The following is a 21,815-nucleotide window of genomic DNA, read 5'->3' as shown; positions in this document are numbered from 1 at the left end:
CCGAAGTTCTTGTCCAGGTACTGCGGGTTCGAACCGTGGTGCACGCGGTGGTGCGATGGAGTGTTCATGACCAACTCGATCGGCCGCCACAGCTTGTCGATCCGCCCGGTGTGGATCCAGAACTGGTAGAGCAGATTCACGGCCTGCACCGTGAAGAGCATCGCGGGCCGGTAGCCGAGCAGCACCAGCGGGATGCTCAGCGGCATGGTGCCGATGCCGGTCCACGGCTGGCGCAGCGCGGTGGACAGGTTGAAATGCCGGCTCGAATGATGGTTCACGTGGCTGGCCCACAGGATCCGGATCCGATGGTCGGCCCGGTGCGCCCAGTAGTAGCGCACATCGTCCAGCACGAACAGCAGGATCCAACTCCACCAAGCCGCCGAGGCGTGCAGCGGAGTGAGCCGCGCGAAGAACACGAGCGTGCCGAGGGTCAGGGCGTTCCAGCCGAGATTGGCCGCGATGCTGCCGAGGCCCATCGCCAGGCTGGTCGCGGTGTCGCGCACCTGGTAACCCGGCTCGGCCTCGTCCGGCAGGAACCGGTAGGAGGCCACCTCGACCGCCATGAGCACGATATACGCCGGGATCGCCAGCGTTGTGAGGTCCACCATGCGGCGGATGTTACCGGCGAGTTAACCACTCCGAAAGGGGTGCCGGCCAACGACCCGGTAAGGCCCATAGACGCGACGCGGCCGTTGCTCCGGCACGCACGGCATCTCCATCGGCAGCGAAACGACCTACGGCCTCGAAGAGATTCTGGTCGACCAAAACGAGATCTCCGGCGTGACGCGAACGGCAACGACAGCAGCATCGCGACCACCCTACGGATCAAGAGCTACGCGGGCGTGAGCAGCAAGGTCCAAGAGATCTTGGGGCACTCCACGCTCGCCGTAACGAAGCGCTACACCCACGTGACGAGTCGGCTCACGCGCGACGCCGCCGACCGGATCGCGAAGGTCCTGTGGCGGAGTTGAGACCACAGTTGAGACCACGCGACCTAGTTGATCTTGCTTAAGTCTGGACTTTGACTTGGAAGTCGCAGGTCGAAGCCCGTGCCCGGAACGGGGGTCGAACCCGTATGACCCTTCGGTCCGGGAGGTTTAAGCTCCCTGCGTCTGCCATTCCGCCATCCGGGCGCGCGCTTGAAGCGCACGCGGACAGCGTAGCGGCTGCTGCCGGTGGTCTGACGCGCGTTTGGGGGCTTGCGGGTCGCGTTCGCGGTGGACGGCGCGGGGGTGTGAGGCACCGGCTTGGGGCGTTGATACGAGAGCTCGCTGATTAGGTGGGCCTGGGCCTGCGGCGTTTACCGGTAGGGCGGGCCGGGGCTGGGCAAGGCAGAGCCAGGGCCGTTAGGGCCAGGGGAGGGGCGAGTCAGGCGAAGGCGCGGTTGGCGCGGCGGACGTCGTGCTCGTGGATGATCGCTGTGGCGAAGCCGTGGGAGAGGTTGTATTCGGCGCGCAGCCAGTTCACGCGCTCGTCGAAGCGCAGGAGCGCCGGCCCGGCTTCGACCTCGTGGAACCAGTCGGTGAGGGCGCGGCCCGTGGCCTCGGGGAGTCGGGCGAGCAGGTTCCGGTGGGTCTGTTCCGAGTGGTGCAGCGACATTTGGCGTCTCCCGGGGTCGGTACGGCTGAATTGAGAGGGTGGACGGCTCGTCGACCAACTGGCCGGGCTGACGCTGGGCTTCGGGACCGACGATGAGTGCGTGGACCTCGGCTTTGGCTTGGGAGCGGAAGGCGCGGACTGCTTTGGCTGTGGCTACGGCTATGCCTACGGCTGAGTGAATTTGCTGAGGGTCGCCGATTTTTGTCTTGGACTTTGGACTTTGGTCTCTGCTTGTGCTTGTACGCACCCGTGTACGTGTACGCGGCGTACGTGGCACTGACGCTGTCGCGTGACCGCTCCGTGACTTCGACTGTGCCTGACTCGGATGGGTGAGGCAACCCCTGCGGGCCTAGTTCTTTTCGGGTGATTGTCGACTGATGTTGGACGAGAGCTCATCAATCTGGGAACACATGTGGCGCCTGGTGGCGAAGTGGAGGCGCTCCGGCCGAGACCGTAGCCTGGATGGGTGATCGATACCGGCCACCGCACTGACTCGCTGACGCAGGCTGTCGCGCGCCTTTCCGCCATGTACCGCGCGCTGCCGGAGTCGAAACTGCTCGGTCGGCTTCCGGATGGGCGCTCCCGCGCGGAGGCTGGTCATCGCTTTGCCGCGTTGCTCGCCACGTTCGGGCAGGGGGTTGAGGAGCGGGTACGGGACGTGCCGCCGGCTTGGCGGCGCCTGCCGTTCGACGGGCATTTCGTCGTCGGCGACCAGATCGCGGTGGTAGGGCACGATCTGGCCGCCGGGATTGAGAGCTTGGCCGACCTCGACGAGTTGGTGTGGACGGCGGAGGGCGCGCGCGTTACGGCGGGGGAGTTGGTGGCGGTGGCGGTGCGTGAGGCGAGTGCGCTGAGGGCGGTCGCCGGGCGGTGATCCCCGTTTTCGCCGTCCTCGTCGTCTCCGTTATTGGCGTCCGTGTTCCGGGTTCGTGCGGCGGACGGTTAGGAGAGGCGTTCGAGGATTAGGGCCATGCCCTGGCCTCCGCCGACGCACATGGTCTCTAGGCCGAACTGCTTGTCGTGCCATTGCAGTGAGTTGATGAGTGTGGTGGTGATCCGGGCGCCGGTCATGCCGAAGGGGTGGCCGACGGCGATGGCGCCGCCGTTGACATTGAGGCGGTCTATGTCGATGCCGAGGTCGCGATAGGACGGGATCACCTGTGCCGCGAACGCCTCGTTGATCTCGACCAGGTCGATGTCGTTGATGGACATCTTGGCGTTTGCGAGGGCTTTTCGGGACGCCTCGACCGGGCCCAGGCCCATGATCTCGGGAGAGAGGGCTGTGAGGCCGGTGGAGACGACGCGCGCGAGGGGGGTGATGCCCAGCTGCTTGGCCTTGGTTTCGGACATGACGATCACGGCTGCGGCGCCGTCGTTGAGTGGGCAGCAGTTGCCCGCAGTCACGGTGCCGTCAGGGCGGAAGACCGGGTTCAGTGCCGTGACGCCCTCCGTCGTCACGCCGGGGCGCGGCCCGTCGTCCTTCGCGACGACGCTGCCGTCGGGCAGCGTGACCGGGGTGATCTCGCGCTGCCAGAAGCCGTCGGCGATCGCCTTCTCGGCCAGGTTCTGCGACCGGACGCCGAACTCGTCCTGGTCGCGGCGGGTGACGCCCTTGATCTGGGCCAGGTTCTCGGCGGTCTGGCCCATGGCGATGTAGACGTCGGGGATCTTGCCGTCGTCTCGGGGATCGGTCCACGTCGGGGCGCCTGCTTCGGCACGGTGTGCGGTGCGGGCTGTGGCCTCGGCGAACAGCGGGTTTTGGGTGCCGGGCAGCGAGTCGGAGCTGCCGAGGGCGTAGCTGGAAACGCTCTCGACTCCTGCCGAGATGAACACGTCGCCTTCGCCGGAGCGGATCGCGTGCATCGCCATGCGGGTCGTCTGGAGCGATGAGGCGCAGTACCGCGTGATGGTCGTGCCCGGCAGGAAGTCGTAGCCCAGTAGCACGGCGACGGCGCGGCCCATGTTGAATCCGGACGCGCCGCCGGGCAGTCCGCAGCCGAGCATCAGGTCGTCGATCTCGTGCGGGTCGAGCTGTGGGACCTTGTCCAGCGCGGCGTGTACGGCGGCGACGGCGAGGTCGTCCGGGCGTAGTTCCTTGAGTGAGCCCTTGCCCGCACGTCCGATCGGCGTACGTGCGGTGGCGACGATCACTGCCTCAGCCATGGGTAGCTCCTAGCTCCTGCGTGTAGCTCGTGGCTCCGTTGAGCGGCGGCTTCGCTGTCGGGTGGAGGAGACGCTACCGGATATGTTACTGGCGGGTAAGGGTGGGGGAGTGAGCGGGGGGAGTAGTGGGTGCGGGGGTCGACGTTTGGGGTGGCGTGGGCATGGCGCGAGTGAGCTGCCAGACGGCGGCGGCCAGCGCGGGCAGCATGGCTGCGGCGGCAGTGGCGTAGCCCTCGGCGGAAGGGTGAAAACGGTCCGGGCCGAACAGTTCGGCGCGGGCCGCGAACTCCGGGCCAAGCAGCGCTCCTATCGGGACCGAGCGGCCTCCGGCGTCGTGCACCGCGCGCGCTTGGAGCGTGGCGAGGCGGCGGCTCCAGCGGCGGGCGAGCCAGCGCAGCGGAACCTGTATCGGACGGATGGTTCCCAGGTCGGGGCACGTGCCAGTGACCACTTGGCAGCCGACGGCGCGCAATCTGGTGACCGCCTCGCCGAGTTGCTCGGCCGCCTCGGTGAGTGAGGCGCGGTTGGTCACGTCGTTCGTGCCGATCATGATTGCGGCTACTTGCGGCGCGTTTTCGGGGCCGTCCGCGAGTAGTGCGTCGATCTGCTCGCAGAGTTGCTCGGAGAGGGCGCCGATGCGGGCGACGTTCGCGAGCAGCAACGGTCGGCCGGCGTGTGCGGCGAGGGCTGCGGCGAGCAGGGCACCGGGGGTCTGGTCGGCGTGTTCGACTCCGTAGCCGGCTGCGGTGGAGTCGCCGAGGATGGCGAAACGGAGCGGGCGTTCGGGTGCGTGTGCGTGTGCGTGTGCGGGGGTGGGGACGGGGCTAGGGACGGGAGCGGAGGCGGTGGGGTGCGTGTGTGTGGGGGCGACGGTGTCCGTGGTGCCGTTTGTGATGCTGCCGGCGGTGGATTTGGTGCTGGAGGCGGTGTTGGGGTGGGTGCTGGTGCTGGCGCCGAGGGTGGTGGGGTGAGTGTCGTAAGTGCTGCTCACACGGGCTAGGTGCTCGCCGAATAGGCCGTCGGCGCGCGGCGGGGCGTCCACGGTGTGCCCGATCGCCTTGCGCGCCAGCTTCGCCTCGGCCATCACCAGGCCGATTGATGCGCCGGTCAGTACCGTCAGCCCGCCCCCGCCGACCGCCGCGGCGGCCACCACCCGCTTCGTTCTCAACACGGCCATGCTCCGGCCTCCTACCGACTTGCTACCCCCGCGGGCTCGACATATGTAAGGCCCAGTACAGGAGAATACCGGCTACAGGTGTCCAGACGGCGGATTTCTGTTCGCCAACACCTAACCTGGTGGCATCGTTCCCGCTCTTGATCGCGCCCAAAAGGTGCGACGGCTCGAAAGGCTCCCGATGCGCTACGTCGAATCGGTCGTCGACTTGGTCGGCAACACACCGCTGGTCAAGCTCAACTCGGTCACTCACGGTATAGCCGCCACCGTCCTGGCGAAGGTCGAGTACGTGAATCCCGGCGGTTCGGTCAAGGACCGGATCGCGCTACGCATGATCGAGGCCGCCGAGTCTTCCGGGGAGTTGAAGCCGGGCGGCACGATCGTGGAGCCGACCAGCGGAAACACCGGTGTGGGGCTGGCGATGGTGGCGCAGCGGCGGGGCTATCGGTGCGTGTTCGTGTGCCCGGACAAGGTCTCCCAGGACAAGATCAACGTGCTGCGGGCGTATGGCGCCGAGGTCGTGGTCTGCCCGACCGCCGTCGCGCCGGAGCATCCGGACTCGTACTACAACGTCTCGGACCGGCTGGTGCGGGAGATCCCGAACGCGTGGAAGCCGGACCAGTACTCCAATCCGAATAATCCACTCTCGCACTATCACTCGACTGGCCCAGAGGTGTGGGAGCAGACCGGCGGACGAGTGACGGCGTTCATCGCCGGTGTGGGTACGGGGGGGACTATCAGTGGGACGGGCCGGTACCTCAAGGATGTGTCCGATGGACGGGTGAAAATCATCGGGGCCGATCCGGAGGGGTCGGTGTACTCGGGCGGCACCGGGCGGCCGTATCTGGTCGAGGGCGTCGGCGAGGACTTCTGGCCGGAGTGCTACGACCGGTCGGTGGCCGACGAGGTGATCGCGGTCTCGGACAAGGACTCGTTCGTCATGACGCGGCGGTTGGCCCGCGAGGAGGGGCTGCTGGTTGGCGGGTCGTGCGGGATGGCTGTGGTCGCGGCACTGCGTTACGCGCGGCGGCTGACTGCGGACGACGTGGTGGTCGTGCTCCTACCGGACTCGGGCCGCGGTTACTTGTCGAAGATCTTCAATGACGACTGGATGGCGGACTACGGCTTTCTGACTCCGTCGTCGCCGGAGTCGACCGTTGCCGACGTGTTGGCCCGCAAGGGTGAAACGCTGCCGGATCTGGTCCATATGCACCCGCACGAGACTGTCGGCCAGGCGATCGAGACCCTGCGCGAGTACGGCGTAAGCCAGATGCCGCTGGTCAAGGAGGAGCCGCCGGTCATGGCTGCCGAGATCGTGGGCTCGATCGTCGAACGAGACCTGCTGGACGCGCTGTTCACGGGGCGTGCGCAGCTTGGCGATCCGCTGGAGGAGCACAAGTCCGGGCCGCTGCCGCAGGTGGGGTCGGGCGAGCCGATCAGCGCCCTGATGTCCGTGCTGGAGAAGGCCGACGCGGCCGTGGTGCTGATAGAGGGCAAGCCGCGCACCGTGGTGTCGCGGCAGGACCTGCTGGCGTTCCTGGCGGGCAGCACGGGTGGGGGCAGGAGCTGACGGCGTCGACAGTGACGTTGGTGGTGGCGGTGACGTTGGCGGTGGCGTCGACGTTGACGTTGACGTCGGCAGGGGCGTTGGCGTTGGCCGTGGTGTCAGGGTTGGTGTGGGTGGGTGGTGGCGGGGAGAGGCGTCGGAGCGCGACGTTTGTGCTGATGCTGCGGTTCAGGCGTCGATTGCGCCGCGTCCGGTGCGGATGACCAGAAGGTTGCGGTTTGAGGCGACCCACCATGCCTCGAAGATGTTGAGCGCAAGCAGCAGCGTGACCAGGATGGCGAGGGTGGCGATCGCCGGGGCGAACGGACCGAGGCCCGCCAGCGCCGCGGCGACCAGTCCGGCGACCAGCCTCGCTACGCCCATCCCGCCGAACATCCGCGCTCTGGTGTAGCAGAAGGTGAGCACGTAGAGAGCGGTTCCGGCGGCCAGGAAGTACGCGTGTACGCCGTTCGGGTGCCCCAGTGGGGTACGCACCGCCTGGGACAGCCCGGCGGCGATCAGGATCAGGCCCGTGACCATCGCGAGGTGGCCATGGCTGAAGACGGAGCGCACCAGTACGGACTGGACGCGCGCCTCACGCAGCGCGTGTTCGAGCGCCGGGGCGGCGAAGTGGAAGTAGGTCCACCACAGCGCGCAGCTGAACACGAACGCGAGGACGAGCGTGGTCAGCGCGATTCCGCTCAGGCCTTCGCGGGATTCCTGTACGCCGACGCCGACCAGCACCTCGCCGAGCGCGATCAGGACGAACAGGCCGAAGCGCTCCGGCAGGTGCGAGGAGTCGAAACGCAGGTCGTCGATGCGGTGACGCAGCAGCGACGGACTGGCCAGCTCGATCACTGCGGCGGCCAGCCAGATCCAGCCGCGGGCGTTCAGCGCGGCGAACGAGCCGACGACGATCAGCGGGGCGCTGACCGCGGCCGAGACCGTGTACGGATTGAGCGGGTCGTGGAAGAAACCGCGCCGCCAGATCGCCCACGCCAGCAGGAGCCTGATGCTCAGGTACGCGAACGCGAAAACCTGGCCGCGCTGCCCGTACGCGTCCGGGACCGCGATCGACATGACGAACGCGCCGAGCCCGAGTGCGAAGACCTTCAGGTGCCGCCGGGCGGAGACGAGTTCGACCCCGTTGTACAGGATGGACACGCCGACCCACGCCCACCAGAACGGTACAAAGAGCACCAGCGCGCGCCCGACGGCGACCGCGGAGGAGGAGTTCTGCGCGGCGGCGGCGACCTGGGTGACGGCGAAGACGAAGACGAGGTCGAAGAACAGTTCGGCCCAGCTGACCCGTTGGCCGTGCGAGACCGTGCTGTTCGGCGGGAGGGCGGGCGTGGGCGGTGGTGTGGGGGTGGTTGTTGGCGGGGATGGGGGTGAGATTGAGGTTGAGGGTGGGGATGGGGGTGATATCAGCGGGACTTTGCCGCCTTTCGGGCGTACGTCGGCCCCGGGTTGGCGCTCCGTGTGCCGGACCTCGCTCACTGGCGCAGATTAACCCACGCTGGTGAGTGACGGCAGCGGGTTTGCGGGTGAGTGACCCGGTCGGGCGCGTCCGTTTCACGGCAAACAGTGACTAAGGGTTCGAGTGTGGCGCTGCGCGGTGGTGGGACATCCGGGATATCTCCGGTGTGCCGCGGCGCCGCGTCCTCCTGCTATTCCCTTTGCCTAGTACTTGTCAGTAACCTGCGCGTTACGTGGGCGCCGTCGGGCGCTCAGTCGGGCTTCAGGACATTCAGGGATTCAGGAGAGGGCAGGCGTGAATCATCGGCGATTCATCGTGCTCACCGGCATGCTCGCGGCCGCGCTCGCGGTCGGCGGTCCGGCGGCGGCCGGGCAGGGTGCAGCCGGGACAGACAGCGTCGGCACGAGTGTGTCAGGCGCGACGACGAACACGTCCGATCACGGCGGCGACCGTGATCGGCACCAGGAAAAGTTCGACTATTACCTCGCGCTCGGCGACTCGCTCGCCGTGGGCGTGCAGCCGAACGCCGCCGGCGTGAGCCTGCCGACCTCGGAGGGGTACGCCGACGACCTGGCCGCGCATCTGCGCGAGCGGAACCGGCACCTGACGTTCGTCGACCTCGGCTGCCCCGGCGAAACGACGACCACGATGGTGGTCGGCGGTTGCCCGTTCCCGCACAGCTACGCAGATCAGGTGGGCGCTGCGGTCGCGTTCCTTACGGAGCACCCCCACGCGCACATCCTGCTCACCATCGACATCGGTGCGAACAACGTCGATGGCTGCACGAACGCATCGGGTATCAACATCGCATGCGTCGCGGCCGGACTCACGACCGCGGCCAGTGACCTGCCGAAGATCCTCGGCGCGTTGACGGCGGCCGCAGGCGACCACGTCGAGTTCGCCGCGATGAACTACTACAACCCCTTCCTCGCGCTCTGGCTCACAGGTCCCGCCGGCCAGCAGCAGGCGGTCGCGTCCGTGCAGTTGCAGGCGCAGCTCAACGGAATCCTGGGGCAGGCCTACGGCGCGTTCGGCATCCCCGTCGTCGACGTCTCCGGGGTCTTCCACAGCACGCAGTTCACCCCGCTCGTCCAGCTCACCCCGACTGTGCAGGTGCCGCTGAACGTCGCGCTGGTGTGCCAGTGGACGTGGATGTGCGCTCCGGCGCCGGTCGGACCCAACATTCACGCGAACAAGGACGGATACGAGCAGATCGCGGAGGCGTTCGCGGACGTCGTGGACCGCTGATCGCTCTGGTTCTGAGCCGCGAGCCTTGACGGCGTTCGCCCGCACGCGAGCTCGCGGCTCACCCTTGTGATGGGCGTGTTCGCCGACTTCGTCGACCGGTGGGCGCCGCGGGGTTAGGATCGGAAAGCAGTCAGACTCCTGACCAGGGAGGGGACGCCGGATGGCGTATTGCGTGGAGATCAGCCGGGCCAATCCGACCTGTTTCGTCTTCCTGCTGGACCAATCCACCTCGATGGCGGATCCGGTCGCCGCCGTCGGCGACGCGCCGAAGCGCAAGGCCGACGCGGTCGCCGACGCGCTGAACCGGCTGCTGTTCGAGCTGTCGCTCAAGTGCGCCAAGGAGGAGGGCGTCCGCGACTACTTCCACGTCGCGGTGCTCGGCTACGGCGCGCGGGTCGGCTCGGCCTTCGGCGGCGCGCTTTCCGGTCGCGACCTCGTGCCGCTGAGCCAGGTCGCGGACAATCCGCTGCGGGTCGAGGAGCGCGCGAAGAAGGTGCCGGACGGGGCGGGCGGCCTGGTGGAGACCAGCGCGCGCTTCCCGGTGTGGGTCGATCCGGTGGCCAACGGCGGCACGCCGATGGCGCAGGCGCTCGGCCAAGCGGTCGCGCTCGTCGAGCGCTGGGTGTCCGAGCGGCCCGGCTGCTTCCCACCCATCGTGATCAACCTGACGGATGGCGAGTCCACCGACGGCGATCCCTCCGAGCCCGCGTCGCGCCTGCGCGCGCTGGCGACCGCAGACGGTCCAGTGCTGCTGTTCAATCTGCACGTCAGCGGCGGCCACGCAGCTCCGATCGTCTTCCCTGCGGCCGAAACTGGGCTGCCGGACGACTTCGCGCAGCTGCTGTTCGGCATGTCATCCCCGCTGCCTCCGCACATGCGCGCGTACGCGACGAGTCAGGGTGTTGCGGTCTCGGAGGGCAGTCGCGGCTTCGTCTTCAACGCCGACATCACATCCGTCGTCCAGTTCCTCGACATCGGCACCCGTGCAACCGACCTGCGTTGAGGCCGAGGACGTGCGGCTACGCTGCGCCGTCCTGCGGGAGCCGAAGGCCGGATCGAGTAAGTCCGAGTACGAAGACGCCTGCGCGGTGCCGGGCGACGGCGCTTCGGCGGTCACCGGCTGCACGGTAGCCGTGGCCGACGGCGCGTCGGAGAGCATGCTCGCGGGTGCGTGGGCGAGGATGCTGGCCAGGTCGGTGAGCGACGCGGCCGGACGTGAGTTGGACGCGGCCGTCTTCGCCGAGCGCGTCTGTGCGGCTGCCGCGCGGTGGCCCGCGTACGTCGACCGATACGTGCGACGGCGAGAGCGGTCCGGGCGCCCGGTCGCGTGGTACGAGGAGCCGAAGCTCGAACAGGGTGCTTACGCAACAGTGCTGGGCATATCGTTCCAAAGCGAATCAGGCACTGTGTACTCCGGGGGTGGCGCGTGGAGCGCGGCTGCGCTCGGCGACTCCTGCGGGTTCCAGGTACGTGATTCGCAGCTGACTGCGGCGTTCCCGCTGGAGTCGGCCGCGCAGTTCGACTCGTCGCCGCACCTGGCCGGCACTCGGAATCCGGACCGGGACCTGATCGAACTGCGTACCGTGACACGGCACGGCAACTGGCTGCCCGGCGACGTCTTCTACCTGGCCACCGATGCTGCCGCTCAGTGGTTCCTCGCGGAGGACGAAGCCGACAGACAGCCGTGGCGGCAGATCGACGAGGCCTTCGACGCTCCCGGTGTGTGGCTGGGCGAACTGCGCGCCGCGCACCGCATCCGCAACGACGACGTCACGATCGTCCGCTGCCTGCTGGAGCCCGCGTGACTTCGACCGCGACCTTCCCGACGAGTGGCGCGTACGTCGACGCGTTGCAGGACACGCGGCGTTGCTTCACAGACCCCGAACTCGTCGGATGCGTCATCCGAACCGACCGGTTCGGACTGCCAAGGCCGATCTCAGGGAACTTCGCCAGCGTCTTCACCGCCGACACGACGACAGGACGCAGACTCGCGATCAAGTGCTTCACCCGCGACGTCCCCGACCAACAGGCGCGGTTCCGTGAGATCGGGGCCGCGCTGCGCGATGTGCCCGCGCGATGGAAGGTCGAGTTCCGGTACGTCGAATCCGGCGTGCTGGTGCTCGGCAGGCGGTACCCGGTGCTGGTGATGGAGTGGATCGAGGCGCAGCAGCTGATCTCCTGGATCGAGGACCGGCTGCGGCTGGGCGACCGTCCCGCGTTCGGCCGCCTCGCCGACGGCTTTGCCGAACTGGTCGCCGGCCTCGAAGCCGCCGGAATCGCGCACGGAGACCTTCAGCACGGCAACCTGCTCGTCACCGCGCGCGGTGAACTCAAGCTGATCGACTACGACGGCATGTACGTGCCCGCACTGCGCGAGCGCCCCGCGATGGAACTCGGCCAGCCCAACTACCAGCACCCCCGCCGCGCCGCCGCGGACTACGGGCCCTGGCTCGACCGGTTCTCGGCGCGGGTCATCCACCTCTCGCTGGCAGCGCTGGCTGTCGATCCGACGCTGTGGCAACGGTTGCACAAGCCCGGCGGCGAGTACCTGTTGCTACAGAAGTACGACCTCGAAGACCTCGCCGCATCCCCGAACCCACAGTCGCTCGCGAACGTCAACTCGGCACTGCGCGCCGGGGTGGCGGATCTGACCGAGATGGCACGCAGACCGCTCGACGCGATCCCGCCGCTGGACATGCCGGGGTCGGCGAATGTGCGAACGCGCAAGCGCATCACATCGACGGCGGCGACGAGCGATGCCGAGGCGTCTGATACAGAGGCAGAGGCGTCGATCCGCGACGCGGCCGACGGATCCGCCGCGTCGGGTCAAAGCCAGGTCGATGCGTCCAGCGTGTCAGGGAGCTGGCTTGATGACCATCTGCCCCCCGCACCGCCGGTGCGACTGGCACGACCGTCGCTGACCGCGCGCTGGGCCTGGTATGTAAGTGTTCTCGTTGCCAGCGTGTCGATCGCCGCAGCGGTGCTCGTATCGTCGGTATCCGCGATCGCCGAAACGGTCGCGGTCGTCGCCGTCGTGTCGGTGTCGTGGTGGATCAGTTTCCTGCGGCTTCCGGAAGCGCGGGCGGGCCGTGACCGGCGTGTGTCGGTGCGCGCCGCGCGTGCACACGAGAAGCATCTCGCCGCGCAGCTGCGCTGGCAGCTTGCCGCGAGGCAGGAAGGCATCGACGGCTACCAGCGCGAATTGAGCGCGCTCGCCGATCGCAGGGTGCAGATAGACCGTGAGTCGGTCGAGGAGTACGCGAGGATCGACGGCTGGCGTGACCAGGAGTTGGCCGCGCTCGTGCGTGAGCGTACGAACTTACAGGCGTGGCGCAGCGCTGAGCTCGGTCGCCGGACTGCGGCCGTGGAGGAGCGGCACGTCGGAATGGAACTCGCTCACCACCGGATCGACAGCGCGCAGATTCACGGCATCGGCCGTGCGGTGGTCGCCGAACTGGAGGCGGTCGGTATACGTACGGCCGCTGACTTCCACGGCATCCGCGTCCACGGCGGTTTCGGCCAGTCGGCCACGGTCCAGATCCTGCACCGCGATGGCCGTGCGCTGATGGTCAGCCAGGTTGAGCAGTCCCGGGCGCAGAACCTGGCGCTCTGGCACGACGGCTTGGTCAGCCGGGCACGTGCGCAGATGCCCGCGCAGCTCACGGCTCCGATCCGCGCGCAGGTCGATGCCGAGGTCGCGCTGCGTCAGGCCGGCATCGCAGCACGCGAAGGCTCGGTCAAGTCCGCGGCCGACGTCCAGCGCAGGACAGCGCTCGAACAGACCCAGGCGCAGCGCGAGGCCCTCACCGCCGACGAGCAGAGCGCACGGTCGTCCCATGCCACGGCGGTCGCGGCGATCGATCGTGACTGCGCGCTGTACCGTGACGCCGTCGCGGACGCGCAGCGTCGGCTGAGCGCGCAGCAGCGTGCTCTCGACGCGTACAAGGCGGTGCGCTTTCGCAGATATCTGATCGCCCTGACGTTCGGCCGCCCCTGACGGCATGCGTCGATCGCCGCGTGCTCGATTCGATAAGCTCGCCCTATGAAACTCCACGTCGGATGCGCGATGTGGACACATGCGGCCTGGCAGGGCCGCCAGCTGCCCAATCCCCTGCCGCCGCGGGACCGCCTGCGTTCCTACGCGGCCTGGTGCAACGCCGTGGAGGGCAACACGACCTTCTACGCGACGCCGTCCCGCGAGACGGTCGAGTCGTGGGCCAAGCAGACCCCTGACGATTTCCGCTTCCTGCCGAAACTTCCGAAGCCGGTCACGCACGAGCGCCGCCTCACCGAGGTCGACGCCCCGCTGAGCGGATTCCTGTCCGCGATCGAGCCCCTCGGTCCGCGCACCCACGCCTTGTGGATCCAGCTGCCGCCGTCCTTCGTCCCCGGTGACCTCGACGCTCTCGCGACGTTCCTGCGCCGCTTGCCCCGGGCGCATCGATATGCCGTCGAGGTCCGCCACCGCGCGTTCTTCGAGGACGAGCGGTGGGAGCGGCGGCTTGAAGACGTCCTCGGCGAGGTGGGCGCCGAATGGGTGACTTTCGATACGACCGTACTGTTCGAGACTGCGCCGACCACCGAAGCCGAACGGGAGGCGTGGCGAAAGAAACCGCGCCTGCCGCGCCGATCGCGTGCCCTGACCGACTATCCGATCGTCCGCTACATCGGACGTGACGACGCTGAACGTACCGTCGAAGGCTGGCAGCACTGGATCGACACGGTCGTCGATTGGCTGCGCGAGGGTCGTTCACCGACCGTGTTCGTCCACACGCCCGACAACGACGACGCACTCGCCCTCGCGCACCGATTCCATGACGACGTGCGTGCCCGCCTACCCGAAGTCGAGCCGCTTCCGGAGCCGGTCCCCGCAGGCCCGCTGACGCTCTTCTGACTTCTGTTACTGATTACTGACGCTGACTCTGACGCTTGGCTTCAGCTCGCCCAACTGCCCGCGAGGGGAAGCGTTGCTACGCAGTGGGAATCAATCCCATGCGCGGCCGATCCGTTCCAAATCGGCGGCGTATTCGATCTGTTCTGCCCAACTGCTCGGCCATGCGTCAGACCCGTATGCCGCGCCGACGAATGCGCCGGCCAAGCACGCAATCGAGTCCGAGTCACCGGACGTAGCCGCTGCCCGGCCGAGAACGGCGAGTGGATCATCCGTATGCAGCAGCGTGCAGAAGACGGCTGTGGCGAGCGCCTCTTCAGCGATCCAGCCTTCGCCGGTGGCAAGACACGGGTCGCCGCCGTTGTCCGGCTCTGCCAGCGCGGCGTTGAGTCGGTCCAGCGCCGCGATGCACTCATCCCAGCCGCGAGCGATGAACTGCTGGGGACTCTCCACGCCGGGCCGCTGCCACAGGCTCCCGAGCCAGTCCTCGTGATACGTGCCGCGCTGATCGTGGCATCGCTCGCGTAGCGCGGCAGGAAGATCTGTAAGCGATAGGCCGGAACGCAACCAGTGCACAGCGAATGCGGTCAACTCGCTGGCTGCCAGCGCCGTGGGGTGACCATGGGTGAGCGCAGCTTGGAACTGGGCGATGGCCGCGCGGGTCTCGTCGCTGAGATCCGGCGCGAGGCCCGCCGGTGCGACCCTCATGTTCGCGCCGCAGCCCTTGGAGCCATGCTCGCTCGCTTCGATCCACGGCGCGTCCTCGGCGAGTCGACCGATCGCCCGCAGACACGTCATGCCCGGCGCCCGATTGTTTTCAGGGCTCACCGCCCACTCCGAGAAGCGCTTGCGCAACTGCGGCTCCAACCGCGCCGCAGTCAGGGAATCCTGCTCGCCAACGGCCAGCAGCGCGTCCGCGACACACAGCGTCATCTGCGTGTCATCTGTCACCAACGCGGGATCACCTTGCAGACGGCGCGGTCCAGCCGGGCCGTAGATCGCGACTATCTCGTCATAGCGTTTGAACTCCGTGTGCCGCCCCAACGCGTCGCCGTACGCCAAACCGAACATGCAGCCGCTCGCACGTCGCTGGTTGCTCATCGCCTTATCCTTTCGACGGGTACCGATTCTGCACGGCGAGGCAGACATGTGCATCGGCGCCGTCGAGTCAGTGTCTGCGGGGAGGGCGTGGGCCGCGCCCTCGCGCAAGCGCCATCTCTGGCGACCCGGAATAGCCGGTGCGTGCGAGTACGTCCCCTGGCTCTTCGTACGCGGGTGCCAGGACTGCTGTTCGTGGCCTGAACCGCAGGTTCGCATGCGCGACTGTCATCGGTACTGCCATGATCAGTTCATCGCAGGTCGCTGTGGGGTTCTCGTCGAGGCACTCGAGTCTGAACGCTGACTCGCAAGTCAAGCACAGAACACATTCGCCGGTCGTGGACCCGAGCGGCACGAAGAAGACGTGCGAAGTAGTCTCCCAGATCCGGTACTGATATCTGCGCTCCACATTGCTCACTCAGTGATCGACTACCTGACGATTGATGATCTTCTTGAGGTTGCGCGGCGTGTTGTCGTCAGCGAGATGCAGATCCGCGCCGTTGGCTTACTCGTGTCTGTTGCGGCATGCCCAAGACGACTGTATTCGGCCAGGACGCTTATCCCACGATCTGGGACACTGCTGCCGTGCTCATGGAGTCTCTCGGCCGTGGCCGCGCCCTGGTTGATGGCAACAAGTGGTTGACGTTAAACGTTGCCTGGCTATTTCTCGGACTCAACGGCCATAAACTCCGCGAGCCTTTCAACGAAGTCGCTGCAGAGCATTTCGTCATTGGTGTCGTGACAGAGGCGCTGGAACTTGCACAAATCGTTACCGGATTGCTCTGACTTGTCGAGTGATGTGTCACAGTTTGGTCACTCTGCTTCGGCCAGATTGACCGGACGGGCGATTCGCGTGCCACCCAAGCCGCACTATTCATCGCGATAAGCCTCGTCTGATCATGAACTCGACGGCCGGGTTCATGTTGATGGGGAGGACGGTTTTGCCGGGGTGCGTAGTCGGCCAAACGCGAAGGAGTTCGTCGACGAAGCCCTGGCCGACATCCGTGATGCCTGTGAAGTCGACTTCGACTGTTTCGAAATCCGCTTCCAGGCCGTCCAGGAGACGACGGGCCTCGCTTCGGGAGACAAACGCTGTTCTGATCTCGAAGAGTTTGACGATCGGCCGCGTTCTCACGAACACGTGATCATCGGTGAACTGGCGGAAGACCTCAGCGATCACCCGGTCGGTCTGTGGATCGATTTGGCAGAGTACTGACGTCCCCGGTGTCGGCGGTATGGCACCGAGTGCGACGTCATGACGGAGGTTGTCCACCGTCCAGCGCACGCCTGAGGACGTCAGCTGGAAGAAGTCCACGATCTTCGACGTGAAGAAGATCCTTTCGCCGGTGTGCCGGGTTGGGTCGGTGGTCCGTTTCCCCTTCGAAAGCTCCTGGACGGCTTCGAATTCGCTTCCCAGACGCAGTCCGGCCAGCAGGTTCGTATATGCGCCGAGCCCATGGTCCCGGATCTCGAAGGTCCATTGTTCAGGGCTCGTCCATCAGGCGATGAGTACAGTATTGCTGGCCGAATGGTCGATCGCGTTGTTCAGCGTCTCCATGAACGCGTATGCCGCGATCTTCCTCGCGTCAGTGTCAACGTCGAGCCGGAGATCATCAACAACTCGGTGCCATACCTCGTGCTCGGCCAGGCCTAGCAAGGTCAACTCATGCTGCCAGGTTGGCGCGTTCAGCCTGGCGGTTGGTGACATCCCGGCTGACAAATCCCGACGTGCGATTGCTGCTCGCACCGCTGCGATGTCGAAAAGCCGATGGCCGCTGCTCGTCCGCGACGAAGGGATGGCCTCGCTGTCTGCCAACTGTCGTACGCGGCTTGCGGAAAGTCCCAGTTCTTACGCGACGTCAGCGATCCGGACCAAGCGGTCTGGTGTCTCGGCCATGCTGTCTCCTCGCAAAATCTACACTCCTGGTGCAGGTTTCCGGGAAAAACTTACACCCGGGGTGTAGATTTCTGCGAATGCGCTCCTGCGCGTGCCGAGTGCCTTAGGCAGTTGCTGGTAACGTGCCGTTGGTGGGCCTTGGGTTTGTCGTACTGCGGCACCCGGACCTTCGAGGGCTTGCCGTCGACTGCTCCGACGCTCGACCACTGCTTCAATTCGACGGCGAGATAGCTCGGTTCGCCGGTGCCAGGGCTTGTTCCGGCGAGCAGCGCGTCGATCGGCGCCGACGGCTCGCCGGTGCGAGCGGGGTCGAGATCGTACTCGATGAACATGTACACGTGGCCCAAACCGCAGTCCCGCAGTTCCTGCGCCAGAGCGGTGACGCTGCGCCGCCACGCGGTGACATCGCCCGGACTGGCCGCTTTCCGGTTCACGTGCCCCGACTAATAGTCGGTCCCCAGATTCGGCAGCAGGTACGGATCGCTCGCGATGCTCTGCGCCGAAGCGCGGTGCAGCCACATGACGGATGAGACCCCAGACACACGAAGGAACTCGTGCGGGTGGGGGCGTGTCTGCCGCGATGGCGCAGAAGCCCGTCGGACCGCCGAAAACGGACGAAACCAAGTGGCTGGAAAGGATATCAGCAGTCTCGTTACGGGCTGGCCGCTGCCGCGTGCCGTCGTTGGCTTTGGTACAACCGCACCATGGCCGATAGCACTTCCGACCTGTCCGCGCTGACCTCCAGACTGCTCGAATTCGCTGAGGCGAGGGACTGGGGCGGTTCCACACGCCCAAGAACCTGGCGACTGCGCTGGTGGTGGAGGCGGCAGAACTCGCGGAAATCTTCCAGTGGCTCACGCCGCAAGAGTCTGTCGAGGTGATGGCCGACCCGCAGACGGCGTTCCGGGTCCGTGACGAGATCGCCGACGTGCTGGCCTACCTCCTGCAGATCGCCTCCGCGTGCGGCGTCGACCCGATTGCGGCGCTGGCGGAGAAGATCGACCGCAACGACTCACGTTTCCCGCCGTCCGCGAGCGCGAGCTCGCGTGCGACGAGGCGGTGATCGGGTCACTCCGTCGGTTCGTCATTGCGCCGGGGAGCCCTCGCCGTGTTGCGAGGCGAAGAGGTCGACCCCGAAGCTGTACATCCATTTCCGCCGCCGATGGAGATGGTGAATTTTGCGTAGCCATCCGGGTAGGGCGGCGATTCCTCGCATATATGGCGTAACTCGGACTAAAATCCCTGCCCGCTCCGCTTCTCATGGTCCTTGATCGGTGGGCGGTGTGGACGCCGAGTACGCGGCACATCTCCTCGCTTCCGCTCGTCGGAGCGCCACGCCGACCAAGGCGGAATTCAGTCAGATCAGACCGGTGAGGCACGACCCCCGGGCGTCTTCGCCAGGGTCATTTGCATTGATACCGGCGCTGTCGAAGCCACAGTAGTCGTCGGGGTTCTTGGCGTCGCTTAGGTGCTGCTGATGGTAGTTCTGCACGTCATATACGGTTTACCAGTGCTGGTAACGTTTCTCAGGGCCTTTTCATCTGTGCATCCGGCGGGAGTTGGTAAAGTGCGCCGCATGACGGATCCGGGCGCGGATAGTCGCGTCGGTGTGGGCTTCGATACCGCCATGATCGGGGTCGAGCCTCTTGACGAGGGCGATCCGCGGCGCGTCGGCGAGATCCAGTTGCGCGGGGTACTCGGTTCCGGTGGCATGGGCCGGGTCTTCCTGGGGCTGACGCCCGACGGCTATGCCGCGGTCAAGCGGGTGCTGCCCGCTCTCGCAACCGATAACAGCTTCCTAATACGCTTCGGCCAGGAACTCGACAACCAGGCCCGGCTGCCCACGGGAGTGAGCGCCCGACTGCTCGCGAGCAACCGCACCGCGCGTCCGCCGTGGTTTGCCACCGAGTACATCCCGGGCGTCACCCTGCACGAAGCGGTCCATCTGGCCGGTGGGCGCCTGCCCGTGGAGACCGTATGGGGACTGCTACGGGAGTTGGCCGCACGGCTCAATGTCCTGAGTCGGCTTGAGTTGGTGCACCGGGATCTCAAGCCCTCCAACGTGATGCTCACAGCCGACGGGGTGACGCTCATCGACTTCGGTGTGGCGCGCGCGGTGGACCAGAGTCAGGTGACCACCACTGGCAAGGTGATAGGCACGCCCGCCTACATGTCTCCAGAGCAGGCCAGCGGGATAAGGCAGTTGACGCCAGCGGCGGACGTCTTCTCTCTTGGCGGGGTGATTTCCTTCGCGGCCACCGGACAGCCGCCGTTCGGCGACGGATCGATGGACGTGCTCTACCGTATCGTGCACCAACAGCCTGATCTCGGTGCGTTGCGCGAGCTCGATCCCGCGCTCGCGGACATCGTCGAATCCTGCCTCGCCAAGGAGCCGCTCGCCCGCCCTGCCACGGGCACGCTGGCCGAGGCGGTTGCGAAGCGGGCGATGCCGGGCGTGCCGGTCTGGCCGGAACACGTGGCGGTTCGCATCGCGGTGCGCCGTGCCTTCGCCGATGCCGCACCCGTCCACGAGCTGGATGCGACGGCGCATGAGGCGGGCGGTCGCCCAGGCTTGGCCGCCGCCGTGTCGGCTCCGCGCGCGTCAGTGGAGGCCGAAACCATCCGGGCCGCCGGGCGCCCGGGTGCAGCCGGAGGGGCCGGGCCGGGCACGTCGTCGGCCAGCGCTCAGCCGGATGATCCCCGCTCGCGTCGCCGTCCGCGGAGGATGGTGGTACTCCTGTTGCCGCTGGTCTTGGCGGTTGGGACAGGCGCGACTCTTGCCATGGTTCCACTCCCGTTCGCCAGCGCCCCTCATGCATCAGGCGGCCCAAAAACGTCCGCCAGCGCGACCGTCAAGTCAGGCGTGTCTGGCGCGGTGGGCCACAGTTCCTTGCCCAGCCCGTCTGGCTCGCCGAGCTCGGACGCGGCCCCCGGCGGCGGTGCCCCAGACGCGTCCACGGCCCCCTCAGTGGGCAGCGAGGGACTGACCGGGGCAATCCCCGCAGCCAGTTCGGCCCCTGCTACGCACACCAGTGTGTCGAGCGACCCGGCAGTGGTTTCGAGCATCAGCAGTCTGCTCAAGAACGTCGCCTCGGGCCAATGCCTGAGCAGCGCCGGTTCCTACGCCGGCCTGGGCCCGGCCGCCTGCTCCACCTCGACGGGCAGCGAGGGCTGGAAGGCCGTGTACTCGGGAAGCACCTTCGAGATCGTGAATCTCGCGGACGGCGACTGCCTGACCGGACAGGGCAGCAACTACACGATCCTTTTCCCCTGTGGGCGGGACGGCGGCCAGCACTGGAGGATCGGCACACATACCGCCCAGGGTGGCTCTCTCGAAAATGCGGACTACCCGGGCACTTGCCTGGAATACGTCTTCAACGGCGAAATGACCCCAAGCTGTAACGCCGCCGACACCGGACAGCTCTGGTACGGTGGCGGCCGGGTTAGCTGACTGGCAGGGTGAACTGCTATTAGTTCGCGGCTCTGATCCGTTTCCATGCAACCGCACCGCGAAGCCGCGTTCGGCCGTGGCGCACAGCATGGCGTACGCGGCGTCGGCGACTCCACGTTGACGAAGCCGACGAGCCCGGTACCGCCGAGTCTCCCGTATACGCCGCGCCCAAGTATGGTCGTCAGACCGTGCCCGCAGGGACAATCCATTGGGTCGGCTGGTCGGTGAAGTCGGCGATGGTGTCGAAGTCGTTGTCGTAGTGCAGCACCGTGAGCTTTGCGGCACGCGCGGTCGCGGCGACGATGAGATCGGCGACGGAGGCGGAGCGGTGCTGGCCCTTCTCGGTCAAAGCTTCCTGAATCTCTGCGGCCAGGGCCCACAGGTTCTCGGGTTCGGTGGCGCGGTTGAGGGAGGCTTCGAGTTGGGCGCGCATCCGCGCGCGTTCGTCGATGTTGCGCGCTGAGTAGAGCATTTCGAGTTCGGTGACGCCGCAAATCCAGACGTGGCCGCGCTCCATGAGCGGGACGAGAACGTCCCGGACCGCTGGCAGGTGTAGCCGGGCTAGGGCGCTCTTGTCGGCTAGGTAGCCGGTCAGCCCCACAGCTTGTCCTCGGCGTCCGGCTCCAGCAGCGCGCCGAACGCGCCGTCCTCGGCCAGAGCGACAAGATCGCGAACGGCGGCGACTCTTATCACCTCACGGAACGCCGCCTCGATCGTGTCTCGGATAGACGCGGTGCCCAGGATCTCGCGCGCGCGGTTCAGCTTGTCCTGATCAATCTCCACGCTGGTCTTCGCCACGGCCGCCCTCCAAACATCGACGAGAACGGTCTCAGGATAGCAGTCCCTGCCCCTGATGGATATCATGTTGCCGATATTTTGGATATCCAACGCTGGTCGAGCCGTGTCAGCCCGACGCCACCGTGCCGCCTTCCGTGGTCAAAAGGCCGGTGGGGCAGGAGCCCCAGGCGTCTTCGCCAGGGTCACTTATGTTGACACCGGTGCCACCCAAGCCGCAGTAGCCGTCGGGGTTCTTGGCGTCGGAGAGGTACTGCTGGTGGTAGTCCTCGGCGTAGTAGAACTCGGTGGCGGGCTCGATGCTCGTGGTGATCTTGCCGTAGCCGGCGGCGGTGAGGACGGCCTGGTAGGCGGTGCGGCTGGCTTCGGCGGCGCGGCGCTGATCGTCGGTGAAGTACTGGATGACGGAGCGATACTGCGTGCCCACGTCGTTGCCCTGGCGGTTGCCCTGCGTGGGGTCGTGCGACTCCCAG

At 66.9% G+C, this 21,815-nt stretch carries 21 protein-coding genes, 1 tRNA gene and 1 pseudogene; 10 read left to right on the top strand and 13 right to left on the bottom strand.

Features of this window, described 5'->3' with window-relative positions:
* The 3 genes from VGS97_RS27410 to VGS97_RS27400 all read right to left on the bottom strand — a co-directional run.
* A partial coding sequence (locus VGS97_RS27410; RefSeq protein ID WP_326856561.1) for a sterol desaturase family protein occupies positions 1 to 608 on the bottom strand: 608 nt, incomplete at its 3' end.
* 442 nt (positions 609 to 1,050) lie between these two features.
* Positions 1,051 to 1,133: transfer RNA gene (locus tag VGS97_RS27405), tRNA-Leu, on the bottom strand.
* Between the two features lie 235 nt (positions 1,134 to 1,368).
* Positions 1,369 to 1,599 (bottom strand): DUF4287 domain-containing protein, encoded by a 231-nt coding sequence (locus VGS97_RS27400; RefSeq protein WP_326856560.1) that lies wholly within the window; start codon positions 1,597 to 1,599, stop codon positions 1,369 to 1,371.
* A 466-nt stretch (positions 1,600 to 2,065) separates the two neighbouring features.
* Between VGS97_RS27400 and VGS97_RS27395 the strand changes: the two genes are divergently transcribed.
* Positions 2,066 to 2,473 carry a hypothetical protein gene (locus VGS97_RS27395; protein WP_326856559.1) on the top strand — a complete coding sequence of 136 codons (408 nt, stop codon included), beginning with the start codon at positions 2,066 to 2,068 and terminating at the stop codon, positions 2,471 to 2,473.
* 68 nt (positions 2,474 to 2,541) lie between these two features.
* Here VGS97_RS27395 and VGS97_RS27390 read toward each other — a convergent pair whose 3' ends face one another.
* Positions 2,542 to 3,762 carry an acetyl-CoA C-acetyltransferase gene (locus VGS97_RS27390; protein WP_326856558.1) on the bottom strand — a complete coding sequence of 407 codons (1,221 nt, stop codon included), beginning with the start codon at positions 3,760 to 3,762 and terminating at the stop codon, positions 2,542 to 2,544.
* An 85-nt stretch (positions 3,763 to 3,847) separates the two neighbouring features.
* Positions 3,848 to 4,939 carry an SGNH/GDSL hydrolase family protein gene (locus tag VGS97_RS27385; protein ID WP_326856557.1) on the bottom strand — a complete coding sequence of 364 codons (1,092 nt, stop codon included), beginning with the start codon at positions 4,937 to 4,939 and terminating at the stop codon, positions 3,848 to 3,850.
* Between the two features lie 178 nt (positions 4,940 to 5,117).
* On the opposite strand from VGS97_RS27385, the gene VGS97_RS27380 reads away from it, so the two are divergent.
* Entirely contained in the window at positions 5,118 to 6,506 is a 1,389-nt protein-coding gene (locus VGS97_RS27380) for a cystathionine beta-synthase (protein ID WP_326856556.1), read from the top strand.
* Positions 6,507 to 6,671: 165 nt separating this feature from the next.
* Here VGS97_RS27380 and VGS97_RS27375 read toward each other — a convergent pair whose 3' ends face one another.
* Positions 6,672 to 7,982 (bottom strand): low temperature requirement protein A, encoded by a 1,311-nt coding sequence (locus VGS97_RS27375; RefSeq protein WP_326856555.1) that lies wholly within the window; start codon positions 7,980 to 7,982, stop codon positions 6,672 to 6,674.
* Between the two features lie 274 nt (positions 7,983 to 8,256).
* On the opposite strand from VGS97_RS27375, the gene VGS97_RS27370 reads away from it, so the two are divergent.
* From VGS97_RS27370 to VGS97_RS27350, 5 genes are all read left to right on the top strand, one after another.
* A complete protein-coding gene (locus tag VGS97_RS27370; RefSeq protein ID WP_326856554.1) occupies positions 8,257 to 9,210 on the top strand; it encodes an SGNH/GDSL hydrolase family protein in 954 nt (317 codons plus the stop codon).
* Positions 9,211 to 9,370: 160 nt separating this feature from the next.
* Complete coding sequence (locus VGS97_RS27365; RefSeq protein ID WP_326856553.1) at positions 9,371 to 10,213, top strand: vWA domain-containing protein; 843 nt, start codon at positions 9,371 to 9,373, stop codon at positions 10,211 to 10,213.
* Positions 10,194 to 11,015 (top strand): hypothetical protein, encoded by an 822-nt coding sequence (locus tag VGS97_RS27360; protein ID WP_326856552.1) that lies wholly within the window; start codon positions 10,194 to 10,196, stop codon positions 11,013 to 11,015. The genes VGS97_RS27365 and VGS97_RS27360 overlap by 20 nt, the downstream gene beginning before the upstream one ends.
* Positions 11,012 to 13,207 (top strand): protein kinase domain-containing protein, encoded by a 2,196-nt coding sequence (locus tag VGS97_RS27355; RefSeq protein WP_326856551.1) that lies wholly within the window; start codon positions 11,012 to 11,014, stop codon positions 13,205 to 13,207. Before VGS97_RS27360 ends, VGS97_RS27355 begins: the two co-directional genes overlap by 4 nt.
* Positions 13,208 to 13,252: 45 nt before the next feature.
* Positions 13,253 to 14,104 (top strand): DUF72 domain-containing protein, encoded by an 852-nt coding sequence (locus VGS97_RS27350; protein WP_326856550.1) that lies wholly within the window; start codon positions 13,253 to 13,255, stop codon positions 14,102 to 14,104.
* Between the two features lie 90 nt (positions 14,105 to 14,194).
* Here the strand turns inward: VGS97_RS27350 and VGS97_RS27345 are convergent, their stop codons facing one another.
* Complete coding sequence (locus VGS97_RS27345) at positions 14,195 to 15,202, bottom strand: ADP-ribosylglycohydrolase family protein (RefSeq protein ID WP_326856549.1); 1,008 nt, start codon at positions 15,200 to 15,202, stop codon at positions 14,195 to 14,197.
* 522 nt (positions 15,203 to 15,724) lie between these two features.
* Here VGS97_RS27345 and VGS97_RS27340 point away from each other — a divergent pair.
* Positions 15,725 to 15,985, top strand: a complete 261-nt coding sequence (locus VGS97_RS27340; RefSeq protein ID WP_326856548.1) for a hypothetical protein — start codon at positions 15,725 to 15,727, stop codon at positions 15,983 to 15,985.
* 88 nt (positions 15,986 to 16,073) lie between these two features.
* Here the strand turns inward: VGS97_RS27340 and VGS97_RS27335 are convergent, their stop codons facing one another.
* From VGS97_RS27335 to VGS97_RS27325, 3 genes are all read right to left on the bottom strand, one after another.
* Positions 16,074 to 16,514, bottom strand: a complete 441-nt coding sequence (locus VGS97_RS27335; RefSeq protein ID WP_326856547.1) for an STAS-like domain-containing protein — start codon at positions 16,512 to 16,514, stop codon at positions 16,074 to 16,076.
* A 183-nt stretch (positions 16,515 to 16,697) separates the two neighbouring features.
* Positions 16,698 to 17,015, bottom strand: a complete 318-nt coding sequence (locus VGS97_RS27330) for a hypothetical protein (RefSeq protein ID WP_326856546.1) — start codon at positions 17,013 to 17,015, stop codon at positions 16,698 to 16,700.
* Positions 17,016 to 17,146: 131 nt separating this feature from the next.
* Positions 17,147 to 17,530 carry a hypothetical protein gene (locus VGS97_RS27325; RefSeq protein ID WP_326856545.1) on the bottom strand — a complete coding sequence of 128 codons (384 nt, stop codon included), beginning with the start codon at positions 17,528 to 17,530 and terminating at the stop codon, positions 17,147 to 17,149.
* 270 nt (positions 17,531 to 17,800) lie between these two features.
* Here VGS97_RS27325 and VGS97_RS27320 point away from each other — a divergent pair.
* Positions 17,801 to 18,159: pseudogene (locus tag VGS97_RS27320) on the top strand (nucleotide pyrophosphohydrolase).
* A 447-nt stretch (positions 18,160 to 18,606) separates the two neighbouring features.
* Positions 18,607 to 20,547, top strand: coding sequence for a protein kinase domain-containing protein (locus VGS97_RS27315; protein WP_326856543.1), 1,941 nt, complete (start codon positions 18,607 to 18,609; stop codon positions 20,545 to 20,547).
* Between the two features lie 181 nt (positions 20,548 to 20,728).
* Here VGS97_RS27315 and VGS97_RS27310 read toward each other — a convergent pair whose 3' ends face one another.
* The 3 genes from VGS97_RS27310 to VGS97_RS27300 form a co-directional block, all read right to left on the bottom strand.
* A complete protein-coding gene (locus VGS97_RS27310; RefSeq protein WP_326856542.1) occupies positions 20,729 to 21,148 on the bottom strand; it encodes a PIN domain nuclease in 420 nt (139 codons plus the stop codon).
* Entirely contained in the window at positions 21,139 to 21,345 is a 207-nt protein-coding gene (locus VGS97_RS27305; RefSeq protein WP_326856541.1) for a hypothetical protein, read from the bottom strand. Before VGS97_RS27305 ends, VGS97_RS27310 begins: the two co-directional genes overlap by 10 nt.
* Positions 21,346 to 21,451: 106 nt before the next feature.
* Positions 21,452 to 21,815 (bottom strand): peptide-methionine (S)-S-oxide reductase (locus VGS97_RS27300; RefSeq protein WP_326856540.1); only part of this gene is annotated, 364 nt, incomplete at its 5' end.

The organism is Actinocrinis sp. (genome assembly GCF_035946395.1).
Lineage (GTDB): Bacteria > Actinomycetota > Actinomycetes > Streptomycetales > Catenulisporaceae > Actinocrinis.
This window is presented reverse-complemented; position numbering and strand designations above follow the sequence as displayed.